12 protein-coding genes and 1 pseudogene are annotated in these 14,264 nt (G+C 61.1%); 7 read left to right on the top strand and 6 right to left on the bottom strand.

Features of this window, described 5'->3' with window-relative positions:
• Positions 1 to 3: 3 nt before the first annotated feature.
• Together BGRAMDRAFT_RS01040 and BGRAMDRAFT_RS01035 are read right to left on the bottom strand one after the other, a co-directional pair.
• A complete protein-coding gene (locus tag BGRAMDRAFT_RS01040) occupies positions 4 to 1,041 on the bottom strand; it encodes an amino acid ABC transporter substrate-binding protein (RefSeq protein ID WP_006046760.1) in 1,038 nt (345 codons plus the stop codon).
• Positions 1,042 to 1,405: 364 nt separating this feature from the next.
• Complete coding sequence (locus BGRAMDRAFT_RS01035; protein WP_006046758.1) at positions 1,406 to 2,290, bottom strand: LysR family transcriptional regulator; 885 nt, start codon at positions 2,288 to 2,290, stop codon at positions 1,406 to 1,408.
• Positions 2,291 to 2,412: 122 nt separating this feature from the next.
• Between BGRAMDRAFT_RS01035 and argC the strand changes: the two genes are divergently transcribed.
• The gene (argC, locus tag BGRAMDRAFT_RS01030) at positions 2,413 to 3,339 is read left to right on the top strand and encodes an N-acetyl-gamma-glutamyl-phosphate reductase (protein WP_006046757.1); all 927 of its coding nucleotides are present in this window, start codon (positions 2,413 to 2,415) and stop codon (positions 3,337 to 3,339) included.
• Between the two features lie 92 nt (positions 3,340 to 3,431).
• Here the strand turns inward: argC and BGRAMDRAFT_RS01025 are convergent.
• Positions 3,432 to 4,824: pseudogene (locus tag BGRAMDRAFT_RS01025) on the bottom strand (MFS transporter).
• A gap of 130 nt (positions 4,825 to 4,954) precedes the next feature.
• Here BGRAMDRAFT_RS01025 and BGRAMDRAFT_RS01020 point away from each other — a divergent pair.
• Together BGRAMDRAFT_RS01020 and BGRAMDRAFT_RS01015 are read left to right on the top strand one after the other, a co-directional pair.
• The gene (locus BGRAMDRAFT_RS01020) at positions 4,955 to 5,869 is read left to right on the top strand and encodes a LysR family transcriptional regulator (protein ID WP_044020042.1); all 915 of its coding nucleotides are present in this window, start codon (positions 4,955 to 4,957) and stop codon (positions 5,867 to 5,869) included.
• A 57-nt stretch (positions 5,870 to 5,926) separates the two neighbouring features.
• Complete coding sequence (locus BGRAMDRAFT_RS01015) at positions 5,927 to 6,244, top strand: YnfA family protein (RefSeq protein WP_006046754.1); 318 nt, start codon at positions 5,927 to 5,929, stop codon at positions 6,242 to 6,244.
• Positions 6,245 to 6,324: 80 nt separating this feature from the next.
• Here BGRAMDRAFT_RS01015 and BGRAMDRAFT_RS01010 read toward each other — a convergent pair whose 3' ends face one another.
• From BGRAMDRAFT_RS01010 to BGRAMDRAFT_RS00995, 3 genes are all read right to left on the bottom strand, one after another.
• Positions 6,325 to 6,780: a TIGR02594 family protein gene (locus tag BGRAMDRAFT_RS01010; protein ID WP_006046753.1), complete on the bottom strand. Its 456-nt coding sequence runs from the start codon at positions 6,778 to 6,780 to the stop codon at positions 6,325 to 6,327.
• An 11-nt stretch (positions 6,781 to 6,791) separates the two neighbouring features.
• Positions 6,792 to 7,457 carry a M15 family metallopeptidase gene (locus BGRAMDRAFT_RS01005; RefSeq protein ID WP_044020040.1) on the bottom strand — a complete coding sequence of 222 codons (666 nt, stop codon included), beginning with the start codon at positions 7,455 to 7,457 and terminating at the stop codon, positions 6,792 to 6,794.
• 803 nt (positions 7,458 to 8,260) lie between these two features.
• A complete protein-coding gene (locus tag BGRAMDRAFT_RS00995) occupies positions 8,261 to 9,514 on the bottom strand; it encodes a LysR family transcriptional regulator (protein WP_006046750.1) in 1,254 nt (417 codons plus the stop codon).
• A gap of 140 nt (positions 9,515 to 9,654) precedes the next feature.
• Between BGRAMDRAFT_RS00995 and BGRAMDRAFT_RS00990 the strand changes: the two genes are divergently transcribed.
• From BGRAMDRAFT_RS00990 to BGRAMDRAFT_RS00975, 4 genes are all read left to right on the top strand, one after another.
• Positions 9,655 to 10,506: an amidohydrolase family protein gene (locus BGRAMDRAFT_RS00990; RefSeq protein WP_006046749.1), complete on the top strand. Its 852-nt coding sequence runs from the start codon at positions 9,655 to 9,657 to the stop codon at positions 10,504 to 10,506.
• Positions 10,507 to 10,517: 11 nt separating this feature from the next.
• A complete protein-coding gene (locus BGRAMDRAFT_RS00985) occupies positions 10,518 to 11,450 on the top strand; it encodes a substrate-binding domain-containing protein (RefSeq protein WP_006046748.1) in 933 nt (310 codons plus the stop codon).
• A 90-nt stretch (positions 11,451 to 11,540) separates the two neighbouring features.
• The gene (dctA, locus tag BGRAMDRAFT_RS00980; protein WP_006046747.1) at positions 11,541 to 12,893 is read left to right on the top strand and encodes a C4-dicarboxylate transporter DctA; all 1,353 of its coding nucleotides are present in this window, start codon (positions 11,541 to 11,543) and stop codon (positions 12,891 to 12,893) included.
• Between the two features lie 136 nt (positions 12,894 to 13,029).
• Entirely contained in the window at positions 13,030 to 14,067 is a 1,038-nt protein-coding gene (locus BGRAMDRAFT_RS00975; RefSeq protein ID WP_006046746.1) for a porin, read from the top strand.
• The last annotated feature ends 197 nt before the right edge of the window (positions 14,068 to 14,264 follow it).

Below are 14,264 nucleotides of genomic sequence, written 5' to 3'. Positions count from 1 at the left end.
GATTCAACGAATGGGCGGCGCGTACATCAGGCCGCCACGGGTCCATAAGTCGTTCGTTCCGCGCGCGAGACCGAGAGGACTGTGCGCGCCGACGTTGCGATCGAACATCTGCCCGTAATTGCCCACGCTTTCGAGAGCTCGCACGGTCCAGCCTGGCTCAACGCCGATTGTGCGGGTCACCGTGTCGTCCGGCACGAGAGCCCTGGATACCGATGGATTGCGCAGGCGAATCTCAAGGTTCTCCCGCGTCACGTCCATCTCTTCGGCGGCTATCAACGTCAGCAGCACCCAACGCACGAGCGTGAGCCATGCCTGATCGCCCCCGCGCACGACGGGCCCAAGCGGCTCTTTCGAGATCCGCTCGGGAAGGATCGCGAAGGCCTGCGAGCCGCCCGGTGCGTGCAGAAGCAGCGCGGCAAGGTACGATGCGTCCGCTGTGTAGGCGGCGCAGCGGCCCGCGAAGAATGCCCGCCTCGCCTCGTCCGCGGAACCCGCCACGAGAGGCTTGATGTCCGCCCCGCTTGCATCCGAATACGCGATGAGATGGCTAAGCGTAGACGTGTCCTTCTGTACGCACACCGTTGCCCCTTTTAGCGCGCCGGCCAATTGCGATGCGCTTGCGGCCGGAACCATGAAAGCCTGGTTGTCGTAGAACAGCACGCCTGCGAACTGCGCCTTGAGTGCGCCTTCGCGCAGCAAAGTCCAGGTGGTGTTGCGGGAGAGTACGTCGATTCGCCGCGTCTCGAGCGCGGGAAATCGCTCCGACGCCTTCAACGGCACGAACGCGACCTTGCGGCTATCGCCAAGCGCTGCTGCTGCCAACGCCCGGCAGAAGTCGACATCGATACCCGACCATTGTCCGGCGGCGTCCTGAGAGGAGAAACCCGCGACGCCTTCGCTAACACCGCAACGCAGGACGCCGCGAGTCTTCACGCTCGCCAGGGCTTCGCCATCGGCGGCATTCGAAATTGAAGGCACGCTCGCCAGCGAGAGCCACAGACCCAGCAGTACTGCACCGGCAATCGGACTCGCGGCCGCCATGATCGTGTCCTCTTGCTGCCTGTAAGAGACCATCAATGCAGATGCGGTCCGACGGCAACCGCTGACTATGTGTAATCGGCGGCATATTGCAGCCGGACACCGCGAGTGACAAAGCAATCGACAAAGCAACTGAGGGCGCAGCGAGATGGACGCGCATGCGGATTCCTTCCGGAGCGTGCATGACTGGCGCGAGCCGGCGGTCTGGTCCTGTACGTTGAGCAAACTGCGTGCGACGACAGTGCGAAAGCAGATGTGCTTCCAGCCTATATGGGTCTATACGAATGTTGTATCGGACTTTGGTCCGATGACGGGATAGTCGCGTGCTGTCCCGGCGAGGCCGAACCGAAACGGCACTGACAACCGCCTACGCTAATCGCAGATCCCACAAGACATCGAGTACGTGTTGAGTGGCACGCTCAACGTGCCCGGCACGGTGTGCAATGCCGAGTCGGCGCCACAACGCCGGGCGCAGCGGACGCATGACGACGCGCCTGTCGGGTAATGGCGTGGTCGCCTCGTGGGGCAAAAGCGCTGCGCCGTAACCTGCCGCTACCAGACTCTTGATTGCGTCGTTGAAGTTGAGCTGAATGCGCGGCGCAGGATGATGCCCCGCGGTCGCAAACCACTCCGCCGTTAAGCGCGAGAGCCGCGTGGTCGCGTCATTGAGAATGAGAGGCTGTGCGGCAAGCCATGCAGGCGTTACACGGGCGGGACAGCGCCAATGCGCCGGCACGAAGGCCATCACGGGGTCACGCCGCCAGGCCTTTATCGCGAGTCCGGCCACGGGAGGCTGAGGCAGTGCGACCAGCCCGACATCCAGCGTTCCATCCGCCAATCGGGACAGCGTCTCACGCGATGTGAGCACCGCAAGCTGAACGTCGATTGCGGGATTGCGCTGGCGCAGCGCCTCGAGCGCTTGCGGCAACAGGTACGCGATCACACCGGTCGACGCACCGAGCCGCACGCGCCCTTCAAGCCCCTGCACCTGGCGTTGAATATCGTCCAACGCCTGCTCCGCATCGGCCAGCAGTCGACGCGCGCGCTCCACCAGCACCTCTCCTATCGCCGACGGCCTTACCTGCCCGCGCTTGCGTGACAGGAGCGGCGCCCCGATGCGGTCCTCCAGTTCGGCGATATGGAGGCTGACCGTCGGAGGGGCGAGATTCAATGCGCGCGCTGCGTCGGCAAATGAGCCACGCTCGGTTATCGCAATCAAAGTGCGCAGGCGGTCCAGGCTGATCTCTCGCATGTCGGCGTCCCGATTCAGGAAAACTGAACTTTATGGTCATCAAATTCAACTTTCCCTATTCTATCCGCTCAGGGAACATAGGGCTCATTCTTCCCTTAGCCACCACTCGGAGTATTCCGCGTATGAGCGCTCCCCTTGTTTTCATCGACGGCGACCAAGGCACTACCGGACTGCAGATCCACGAACGGCTGCGCGATCGGACCGACATCACGCTGTTCACGCTCCCCGCCGCCGACCGCAAGAATGCGCGCCGTCGCGCGGAAGCCATCAACGCCTGCGACATCGCCATTCTCTGTTTGCCCGATGCCGCCGCACGCGAGGCAGTGGACGCCATCGTCAATCCTGCCGTGAGAGTCATCGACGCAAGCTCGGCGCACCGGACACAGCCGGGCTGGACATACGGCTTCGCGGAAATGACGCCGGGACAAGCCGAGCGCATCGCGAGCGCCCGTCGCGTCACCAATCCCGGCTGCTATCCGACGGGGGCAATCGGATTGCTTCGTCCGCTGTTGCAGGCTGGGCTGATACCAGACAGCTACCCCATCAGCATTCATGCAGTGTCCGGCTACTCCGGACGCGGTCGTGCCGGCGTCGAGCAACACGAGGGACAAGATGCCGTCGACGCGCCTCCGTTCCAGGTGTACGGCCTGGCGCTCGCGCACAAGCACACTCCGGAAATCCAGACGCACGCAGGACTCGCGCAGCGGCCCATTTTCGTCCCCGCGTATGGCGCGTTTCGCCAGGGCATTGTGCTGACGGTGCCGCTCCAGTTGCGGCTGCTCGGACCCGATGTGGACGGCGCCAGGTTGCACGCATGCCTCGCACGACACTATGCGGACGCAGCGCACGTCCATGTTTCGCCGCTGCATGAATCGGGGGTCTTGACGCACCTGGATCCGCGAGCGTTGAACGGTACGAACGACATGCGCTTGAGCGTATTTCCTAACATGGAACACGGACATGTCCTGCTGTCCGCGGTTTTCGACAATCTTGGCAAAGGCGCGTCGGGCGCTGCGGTTCAGAACCTGGACCTGATGCTGGGCCGGTAATAGTCGCCGATGGCTCGAGCTAACGGTCGGTCGGCCGCAAGTGCGTTCAACGAGTGTCGGGAATCTCGCGCTCGCATTGTCATGACGCAGCTTCAACCAGCACATTTCGCGATGGCAGACTGGCGTTGTTCAAGCCGCGTCCTGGCCACCACGAGGCTTAAGAGCGTCGTCGCAAACGCGAGGGCCACCGCGATATGCAGCCCTGCAACGATATCGTTGGACTCGGGCCTGACCAGCGAGCCGAACACTCCGACTCCGACCACGCCGCCGATCTGACGCGCGCTATTCAGCACCCCCGACGCGATCCCGACGCGGGACGGCCCGGCATGCGTGAGCACCGCCGTGTTGATCGATGGAACCGCGAGCGCAACTCCACTGCCCACAGCCAGTAACGGCAACGCTATCGCCAGCGCGCTGCTGTCCGCGTGCACGAACACGAGCGCAAGGTAGCCGAGTGCCGCCAATGCTTGACCATAGAGCATCGGCAAGCGATAGCCGAAGCGCGCGGTGAGCCTGCCGGATACAAGGTTCGCGACTGTCACTACGGCAGTCATCGGCAGGAACGCGAGGCCGGTTTCAAGCGGCGTGTCGTGGCGCACGCTCTGGAAAAACAAACTCATCGCAAACATCAGGCCGTAGTACCCGAAGTTCAGCGACCACCCCGTCAGCGCGCTCACACTCACCGCGGCGCTGCGAAACAGCGCGAGCGGCAACAGCGGTTGCGCAGATCGCGCCTCGACGGTGATGAACAGCGCAGCCATGACGACCGATATCGTGAGCCCCGACAGCACGATCGTGCTCGTCCATCCAAGCCGGCCACTCTCGACGACCGCATACGTCAGCGCGGCCAGTGTGACAACGGCGAGCGTCTGCCCGGCCAGATCGATTCGACGCGCTGCATGACGCAGCGTTTCGGGCGCATGAGCGAGCGTCAGCCAGATGCCCGCCACGCCAATCGGCACGTTGATCAGAAAGATGGAAGGCCAGCCGAACCGGTCGACCAGCAACCCGCCCACCAGCGGCCCGGCACCGAGCGCTAACGCCGCCGTGCCCGCCCAGATGCTGACGGCCTTGGCGCGCGCATCCGCGTCCGGAAACGCCGCGCCCAGCAGCGCCTCGACGACGGCACGCACAGCGCCGCGCCCACGCCCTGCACTGCACGCGACGCCCGAGCATGCCCGCGCCATCCGACAGCGCGCACCCGATCGACGCACACGTGAAAACCGCGAAGCCGCCAACGAAGACGCGCCGCGCTCCCAGACGATCCGCTAATGCACCGGCCGTGAGCAGCAAGCTCGCGAACGCGAGCGTATATGCGTTGACGACCCACTCGAGCGCGGTCGAGTCGATCTGCAGGCCGTCGCGCATCCTCGCTAGCGCAACGTTCACGACCGTGACGTCGAGACAGATGATGACGAAGCCAAGGCTGGTCGCGAGCAGCGCGAGTCTTGGAGACCGGTTGGATGAGTGGATGTGTGTGCGCATGATGTCCGTGCATGGAATGGCGCGAAGCGAGCCGGACTGGCCCGCGCGTCGAGCGTGGACACACTCTATTACCTTCGCAAAAATTGATAAACGCACCGCGAATGGCAACAGAACCAATTATTATGGGGGAATGGATCTTCTCAAAGCGATGACCGTATTCGTGCGGGTGGTGGAAACCGGCAGTCTGACGGCAGCCGCGGTAGCGTGCGAGCTCTCGCCGACCATGGTCGGCAACCACCTGCAGGCACTGGAGACGCGGCTCGGCACGCGCCTCATCCATCGCACGACTCGCAAGCAGCAGGTCAGCGCGTTCGGGCAGGCGTATTACCAACGTTGCGTCGAGATTCTCGGGTTGATCGACGATTCCGAGCAGCTCGCGCTCGACCATCTCGCGACGCCGCGCGGCCGCCTGCGCGTCACCGCACCCATCGTGTTCAGCAACGAATGCCTGATTCCATCGATCGCGGATTACTGCGCGCGTTATCCCGAGGTGAAGCTCGACATTGTCGCCACGGACGCGCTCTCCGATCTTATGGACGATGGCTTTGAAGCGGCGATCCGTATCGGTGCGCTGGCCAACCCGGACCTGGTCGCACGGCCTCTCACGCCGTACAGGCTGGTGCTGTGCGCGTCGCCGGCGTATCTGAAGGCGCATGGCAGTCCCGCGACGCCCGATGAACTCTCGGCGCATCAGTGCCTGACGTATGCGTATCCGCCGCGTTCGGAATGGCACGCGGCACAGGCCGAATGGATCTTGCATGGACGGGACGGTCGCGCGAGCGTGCCAGTAGATGGCCGCCTGAAAATCGACAACGCCGAGGCGTTGCGCAAGGCCGTTTTGCGTGGCCTCGGTATCGCGATGCTGCCGGCAATTCTCATCGACGAAGATCTGCGCGCGAAGCGGTTGCGCAAAGTACTGCCTGAGTATTCGGCGCCCGAGCGACAGCTAAGTCTGCTTTATCTGCGCGAGCGGCAGATGTCGCTCAAGCTGCGAAGCTTCATCGATTTTGTGGTCGAACGGTTTGGCGCGGATGAGGACCGCTGAGTCTACGTTGCGGAGTGTCGCAGTCGTTCGTCACCCGCCTTCCTCTCCAATCGACCCATGAAAACACTGCTTCTCTATATCGCTACAGCAACGGCCGAAATCGTTGGCTGCTATCTGCCGTATCTGTGGCTCAAAGAGGGAAAGAGCGCGACTCTGCTAATTCCGGCCGCCTTTTCTCTCGCAATGTTCGCCTGGCTGCTGACGTTGCATCCATCTGCTGCGGGTCGCGTTTACGCCGCCTATGGTGGCGTTTATATCGGTGTCGCGCTCATCTGGCTTTGGGCTGTAGAAGGGATGAGACCGACGGCCTGGGATTGGACAGGTGTATCGTTTTCACTGATCGGCATGGCGATTATTGCTTTCCAGCCGCGTTGATCGTGCGCTTCGCGCAGACCGCTTCCGCATAGTGGCGTTGCCGATCACCATTCAGGTGACGCCCGGAACGCGGCCTTCACTTACGGCCAGCGATATGCCAACACGCGGTCGAGCGGATAAGCTAACTCACGCACCTCTTCAAGCTGATTGCCTCCGAACAGGTAAACGTTCTGGGCGTCTGATCTGAGAAAGAACCCTACATGCCCCTTCCATTCAACGGCATCGTCGGCAGTCAACACTGCCACGCAGCCGTAGATCGGTGCGGCGAGCTCGTTTCCCCAAGTTAGCCAGGAACGGGCCAGGGCCGACCGAGTTCCTTCAATGCCCGATTGCTTCATGCACCAGTTGAGAAATGACGAACACCATGCGATCTTGTCGTCGTAGCCTGCCAATTGGGTGGTTTCGTTATACTCGGCAATCCTCGGGTTGCATTGACCCGCGCCGTAGCGCTTGACACCTCGTTCCTTGAACGCGATATCCATCCAGACGGGCGCAAATCCGTTCGTTGCTTGCTCGTCGCGATACCCTTGAATCATCCGCGTGCTCCTCACAGACGCTCTTCTTCGACTGGGCCATAGATGGCACATGGCTCGTCAGAAATTACCGCCCAATATCGGTCGCCGTAGGACCAGTGCCACCATTCCGACGGATAGTTGACGAAACCCGCGGCAATCATAGCCGTCGCCAATAACTGACGGTTAGCCTGCGCCTGCCGGCTAATCAACTGACAGGCTGTGTAACATGCGCCCGATGACTCTTCGTCAGTGGCGTTCAACACGCTTCCCATATTCAACTCGACGCCCTCTTGGGTCGCAAGTGTCAAGTCGACGGCGGCGCCCGTCGGATGCGCGGCCACCTCCGGCGGAGCGGCATAGCGACTTGTCAGTTCGATCAAAAGAGCATCCGACGCCGACGGGTATTGCATTCGGAGCGCGGACAGGCGACGGTCGAAGTAGGATCGCTGAAGCGATAGCGGCCGGTATCCTTCCTTGACTAACAATCGCAGGCCTTGAATGGAAAGCCTCTGCGCTGCGAACATTAGCCGTTCAGCGACGCCAACGCGAACCTTCAGGAAATGTCTGCTCGGGTTAGAGACGACGCTACGCGTGCGATCCACTAGCACCAGATCGCCGGTGTCACCAGGATCGACAAACCGTTCGCCCGTGTCGATCAATTCGACGGACGCAACGACAGGATCGGAAAGTGAGATCACGAGAGGAACCGGATTCGAGTGTGGAACGGCCCAATGACATGACTCGAAATTGTCAGCTATCTTTCTGCTAATGTCGAGCGGCCAGTATTGGGCCGCTGACTGTCTTATGCGAGAGACATTTGTCGACCAGGAGTCGAACGAAGCAAAGGAGCTAGAATGCGGTCCGCCTGCTACTTTAGAGTGCCTGCCAGAACGATTGGAGCAATATACTGGTTCTGGTGTGACAGGCAAAATATCAGGGTGATCCATTGACAAAACCGGCTAACTCCCCAACTCAAAAAGTCGAAAATTCTCGCCAGTGCGTCTCAAGGAACACCGCATTTTTGATCGTTATGGCGCAAGCTGTAATGGTGCTAGCGATTGGCGACATTGCGTATTGGCTGGTTAGCTGCACCGAGCCAGGCCTGTACGACAGACTTTTTTGGGCCGCTTTCTTCACGGCAGTACTCGTCCCAGTGAGCTTTGTCCAATTCCAGCCGGAAGCCGCGATATATCTTGCGGGTTTCCTTCTCCTGCTCGCGCTGCTTACGCGTTTGCGATGGTGGATACCGGTTAGAGGGCTGCCGGTTGGCATCTTCGTCGCCGGAGCGTGCGGGGTTTTTCTCGCGCTCTGTTTCAGATGGGATGCTGCTTGCCGCTTGTGGTAGTCACAAGCGTGCGCCCGACGCGCAGTACTTGCGGGAAATTTCTCGCGGTGTCGCAGTGCGTACGACGATTGATTGCGGACATGCATACGTCTGCTTTGCCTGGTTAGCTGCGCATCCGCGAGCCCGCCCGGTCTGTGGACTCAAAGTTGTAACGCATTAGTGCTTCCCGCAGTGTTCCGCCTTATCGACGGAGCACTCCTGCCGCAGATACTCGATGAAACCCGACTGCACCGCTGTGCCGAGCCAGTCCGCCCGCACCGTGTAGCCGACCGCACGATCGGCTTCCGGCGTTTTCAACTCGAGCGCAACGATCTCGCTGCCCGGATAGGCCTCGCGAATCTGCGAACGCGATAGCAGTGTGATGCAATCGCTTTCCACCAGCATCGCCATCATCATCGCAAGAGAACTCGTCTCGACGACGACCGGCGGCCTGATCGGCAACCGCGCGAAGATCGAATCGATCACCGAGCGGCGCGGTACATTCTGCTGCGGGACGACCCACTCGTAATTGGCGATGTCTCGAGGCGCGATAGACTTTTTACGCGCGAGGCGATGCCCTTTACGCACCGCGACCACGTACGGGTCGGCAAACAGCTCGGTCTCCCGAACGGCTCCGGTGAGACGTGGCTCACGCAACCCGCCGACGATGATGTCGATCGTGCCCATCCGCAGATCACGAAGCAGCGCCGCGTGCGAGCCCTCATCGACAGTGACGTGCGCGGACGGATAGCGCTCCCGCAACCGCTGGATCACACGTGCGACGAGACGCGGCGGCATCAGCGGCAACACGCCGATCGCCACCTTGCCGCTCAATTGTCCCCGGGCGTACGCGATCTCCTCGCGCGCCTGCGCAATTTCATAGAGCGCGAGGCTCAGGCAGCGAGCGAATTCGAGTCCAGCGGCATTGGCCGACACGCTATGCACGCGTCGCCGATATAACGATACGCCGACCGTCTGCTCAATCTGCCGCGCCGCGCGATGCACGGCGGGCTGCGAGATGCCAAGCTGCTGTGCCGCTTCCGACGCCGATCCGGCGCGTGCGATCGCGATATGGCAACGGACTTGCGTATCGGTCAGATGGCGGCAGACGTTGCGCGCGTTCACGGCCGACGAACTTTGCCCCGTCAGGCCCATGATCGCGCGCTCCATCTGATCGAGCATGCGCCGTACGCGCCGTTGCAGTATCGCGCCTTGCGCAGTCAATTCGCAGCCGCCAAAACCCCGCTCGAAAAGCACGCCGCCGAAACTCGCCTCCAGCTTGCTAATCGCCAGGCTGACGGCCGGCTGCGTGCGGCCCGCGCGCGTCGCAGCCTGGCCGATGCCGCCTGCCTCGCACACTGCGTCGAACAGAAATAAGCGCCTCAGCCGCGTCAGATCGTCGTCGGGCGATTCGTCCGGGTGCTTCGCCATCGCCTTCCCCATGCCCCGTGAAAGCCGTCAGCTTAACTGCAATTTATGCCTTATGCCGAAGTTCGTATTAAGGGGTTTTGCGTCAGCAGGCTTACAGTTGAGCCCATTCGATCGAGACGTTTTCAGCAAGGAGCCCGTTTATGTCCGTCGTTATCGACACTCACACGCACGCCATTTCCCCGGATAAGCAGCGCTATCCGCTCGCGCCCGTCGGCGGTCACCAGTCGGAATGGTCGGCCAAGCGCCCTGTCAGCTTCGAAGGCTTGCTTGCGTCGCTCGACGAGGCCGGCATCGACCGGGCGGTGGTCGTGCAGGCATCGACGGTTTATGGCAACGACAATAGTTATGTGGTCGACGCGGTGAGAAACCACCCGGACCGCTTCGCGGGCGTGTTTTCGATCGACGTGCTGGCAAGCGACGCCGTGATGCAGATGCAGCGCTGGCTCGACGCGGGCCTCTCCGGCCTGCGCCTGTTCACGACCGGCAGCACGATGCCGGGGCAAGCGGGCTGGCTCGACGACGAGCGCTCCTTCCCGGTGTGGGACTATGCGCAGCGCCATAACGTGTCGATCTGTTTGCAGATGACGGCACAAGGCATTCCGGCGCTGCTGAATATGCTGGCGCGCTTTCCGGATATCCGCGTGCTGCTCGATCACCTTGCGCGGCCCGACTTGGCGGGCGGCCCGCCGTATGAAGCCGCCGCGCCGCTCTTTAGCCTCGTTTCGCACGAGGGCGTTTATCTGAAGCTCACAAACCGCACGATCGCCGAAGCATCTCGCGGCGCGTCGACGCCGGACGCATTCTTCCCGCGTGTGCTCGACGCGTTCGGTGCGCATCGCATCGCATGGGGCTCGAATTTCCCGGCCGCCGAAGGCACGCTGCCGCAACTGCTTGCCGATGCGCGCAATAGCCTTGCGATGCTGCCCGCCGACGCGCGCGACGCAATCTTCGGCGGCACCGCGCGCGCGGTGTATCCGGTTCTCGCCGCGTGAGGATCGACTCAATGACACAAGAACATACGGACGCGAGCACTGAGATGCCACCGCTTGAATTGAAAATTGCACTGAAGACTTACCCGCACACGCGGCCGCTGAAAGATGGCGAACTCGCCGATCCCAACGTGCAACTGATGTTCGAGGATATCGAACCGATTCACCGCGCCTTCGCACCGATGGCGCGCCGCCAGGCGTATGACGTCAGCGAAATGGCAATCGTCACGTATTTGCAGGCGAAAGCTTATAACAAGCCCGTCGTGCTGCTGCCCGCTGTAGTCGCCGCGCGCTTTCAGCAAGGCTGCATTATTTATAATGCTCAACGCGGCAAGCTCGGCGTAAGCAACCTGGTGGGCAAGACAGTCGGCGTGCGCTCGTATTCGCAAACCACCGCAATGTGGGTGCGCGCGATTCTCGCGAACACCTATGGCGTGCCGCTCGAGGAAATCGACTGGGTCACGACCGAGGGCGCGCATCTGGAAGAGTATCGCGATCCGTCCTTCGTGCGTCGCGCGGAGCCGGGCAAGCAGCTATTGCGGATGCTGCGCGCGGGCGAGATCGACGCCGCCATCCTCGGCAACGATCTGCCCGACGAAGCCGGCCTTGAACCCGTGATCGACGATGCGGCCAGCGCCGATCTCGCGTGGTACGCGATTCATCGCTACGTGCCTCTGAACCACGTCGTGGTAGTGACGCAATCGCTTGCGGATACACATCCGCGAGCGGTGCGCGCAGTCTACGACCTGCTGTGCCGCGGCAAAGCGTCAGTGGCCTCGCACAACGCGGGCAAACCCGACAAGCTGCTGTTCGGCTACGACGCGTTGCGCGGCCCGCTTGAGGAAACAATCGCGTTCTGCGAGCAACAGCAACTGCTGCCGCGTAAGCTGAGCATCGACGAAATTTTCGCTGACAGCATCGATATTCTCGGCGGCATCGCGAGCTGAATAACGGCTCTTTCAACGTTTTCGAGCGGACTCCAGTTCGCCAAAGCTTCACCGCAGCCCATCGTGGATGGGCCTAAGCAAGGAGACACCATGAGCTTGCCTCGCACGGGCGCCATGAAACCAAAGCCACGTCCGCCGTTCTATCGCGACCTGTCATTCCAGGTGCTGGCCGGCATGGCGCTTGGAATCGCCACGGGCTACTTCTTTCCGAAGTTCGGCATCAATCTGCAGCCCGTCGGCGACGCCTTTATCCGCATCATCCAGATGCTGATCGGGCCGATCATCTTCTGCACCGTATGCAGCGGCATTGCGGGCGTCAAAGACTTCGGGAAGGTCGGCCGCGTCGCGATCAAGGCCCTCTTCTATTTCGAGGTGGTGACTTCTCTTGCGCTGGTGCTGGGGCTTGTGACGATCAACGTGCTGAAGCCGGGCGTCGGCATGAACGTCGACATGCATAGCGTGCACTCGGCCGCCGTCGATGCCTATGTCGCGAAAGCTCATCACGCGGTCACCACGAGCGACTTTCTGCTCAATGTCATTCCGCACACGGCGATCAGCGCATTTGCTGGCGGTGACGTCCTGCAAGTGCTGTTCTTTTCGGTGCTATTCGCCTTTGGGCTGGCCGCAATCGGGGAACGCGCGCAGCCCGCGCTCGACTTCATCGATTCGGTATCCGGTGCGCTGTTCTGGGTAATCGGCCTGACCATGAAGATCGCACCACTCGCAGCGTTCGGCGCCATCGCCTTCACGGTGAGCAAATTCGGTTTCGGCACGCTGCTCTCGCTCGGCAAGCTAGTGCTGGAGTTCTATCTGACATGCGCGCTCTTTTTCCTGCTGATCCTGTGGCCCATCGCAAAGGTAAACGGCTTCAGCCTTTTGCGCCTGATGCGCTATATCGGCGCAGAACTGCTTCTCGTAATCGGTACGAGTTCTTCAGAAACCGTGTTCCCACAACTGATCGACAAGCTCGAACGCCTTGGCTGCGAGAAGTCGGTGGTTGGCCTGGTGCTGCCAACTGCCTATACGTTCAATCATGACGGCACGTGCCTTTACTTCGCCGCAGCCGCCGTGTTTCTCGCTCAGGCAACCAATACACCGATGAACTGGCACGATCAGTTGGTGTTGCTCGCGGTGCTGCTGCTCACGTCGAAGGGAGCCGCCGGCGTGTCGGGCGCTGCAATCGCAGTGCTCGCTGCAACGCTGGCTGCGTCGAACACGATTCCGGTTGAATCCATCGCGCTGATTCTCGGCGTTCACAAGGCCATGTCCAGCGCGTTCGTCTTCACCAACATCGTAGGGAACAGCGTAGCCACTATCGTAGTGGCGAATTGGGAAAAGGCACTCGACCGCGTCGCCTTGCGCCATGAACTGAAGACGGGCTTCAACCCCGCCGAAACCGCGCACTCGCTCGAACAGCCGGGCAGCACTTCAGCCGGCCACTAACGCAGGACCGGCGGTACGTCCGCGTTGTGCCGGCCGGTCCCGGCGAGTAGATCAAAAGTAATCCCAATAGGCAATTTAATTAGGGTTACGTATCAAGCAGTACATTAAAAACACAACGAAAATCAGGAGACAAGCGGTGGACAAGGTTTGGAAAATCATCGGATTGGGCATCTCGGCCACTGCGGGCGCATTGGCAACGAATCCCGCACACGCGCAAACGAGCGTGCAGTTATACGGAACGGTGGATGGCGGGATACGTCATCAGACCAACGCCGCAAAAGGCGGCGGCTCGGTGACGACAATGAACTCGAACGGCTACTACAGTTCGAACAAGCTCGACTTTCGCGCGAAGGAAGACCTTGGCGACGGCTGGAATGCGCATTTTCTGCTGGAAAGCGGCTTTAACGTCGGCAATGGCCAGTTCGATAACACGACAGGCACCGAATTCAATCGCCAGGCGTTTGTCGGCATCGGCCATACGAAATTCGGCTCGCTCGATCTCGGCCGGCAGTACACCATTGCGCATGACATCATCAGCATTTACGATCCGTTCGGCTTTCATTTCACGCCGATCATTCCGCTGACCACGGCCTCGGACGGTACTCGCAACAATAATGACCTCAAATACAAGAACACGTTCGGGCCGCTGCTGTTCGAAGTGGACAACTCCTTCGGCGGCGTGGCAGGCAATTTCAGCAGCGGCGCAGCGCGCGCCGTGGGCGTGAGCTATGCGACAGGTCCTGTTGCGATCGGCGGCGTCTATGGGCATCGCAGTGTACTGACTGGCTCGACCTATCTGGGCGACAGCTACTACATGGTCGGCGCCAGCTACAAGATCGGGCCGGTGCGTTTGTCGGGCGGTTTCATGTCCGAGGACTTGCAGAATCCAGCCACGCCCCACCAGGTAACGAACAATGGGTTCGGCGGCCTCTCGTGGACCATCACGCCGACTCTGGTTTTCCGCGGCAGCTACTACCAGACCACGGTAACGAACGACAAGTCCAGCCGGCGCGGACTCTCGGTGCTCTCGCTTGGCTACCTGCTGTCCAAGCGCACCACGCTCTACAGTGAACTCGACTACACCTCGTACAAGCATGGGGTGGTGAGCACGCTCAACCCGGCCGGCGTGAAGAGTCAGACCGCGTTCACCATCGGCATCGACCATTTGTTTTAAATGATCTGCTTCACCGAGTGCTTTCTTCGGAGGCGCCCAAGACGCTGCTGACTCAGACCTACTCGCTTCCATTCGATCGGATTGTTCAATGCCTCGAGATATCGACTATTGATATCGTGGATATCAATGCAGGCTCTGTGGCTGCCGCCTGTTAATATCTATCTCAACCATAGGCGCAGGCATGCAGCGCGCCGTTC

The organism is Paraburkholderia graminis C4D1M (assembly GCF_000172415.1).
Lineage (GTDB): Bacteria > Pseudomonadota > Gammaproteobacteria > Burkholderiales > Burkholderiaceae > Paraburkholderia > Paraburkholderia graminis.
The sequence above is the reverse complement of the archived record's forward strand: the minus strand, read 5'-3'. Positions and strand labels throughout refer to the sequence as shown.

Coding starts and splice junctions, on each gene's coding strand:
- argC (WP_006046757.1), top strand. CDS start 2,413: ATGAGCGCTCCCCTTGTTTTCATCGACGGCGACCAAGGCACTACCGGA.
- BGRAMDRAFT_RS01020 (WP_044020042.1), top strand. CDS start 4,955: ATGGATCTTCTCAAAGCGATGACCGTATTCGTGCGGGTGGTGGAAACC.
- BGRAMDRAFT_RS00990 (WP_006046749.1), top strand. CDS start 9,655: ATGTCCGTCGTTATCGACACTCACACGCACGCCATTTCCCCGGATAAG.
- BGRAMDRAFT_RS01015 (WP_006046754.1), top strand. CDS start 5,927: ATGAAAACACTGCTTCTCTATATCGCTACAGCAACGGCCGAAATCGTT.
- dctA (WP_006046747.1), top strand. CDS start 11,541: ATGAGCTTGCCTCGCACGGGCGCCATGAAACCAAAGCCACGTCCGCCG.
- BGRAMDRAFT_RS01040 (WP_006046760.1), bottom strand. CDS start 1,041: ATGGCGGCCGCGAGTCCGATTGCCGGTGCAGTACTGCTGGGTCTGTGG.
- BGRAMDRAFT_RS00995 (WP_006046750.1), bottom strand. CDS start 9,514: ATGGCGAAGCACCCGGACGAATCGCCCGACGACGATCTGACGCGGCTG.
- BGRAMDRAFT_RS00985 (WP_006046748.1), top strand. CDS start 10,518: ATGACACAAGAACATACGGACGCGAGCACTGAGATGCCACCGCTTGAA.
- BGRAMDRAFT_RS01010 (WP_006046753.1), bottom strand. CDS start 6,780: ATGATTCAAGGGTATCGCGACGAGCAAGCAACGAACGGATTTGCGCCC.
- BGRAMDRAFT_RS01035 (WP_006046758.1), bottom strand. CDS start 2,290: ATGCGAGAGATCAGCCTGGACCGCCTGCGCACTTTGATTGCGATAACC.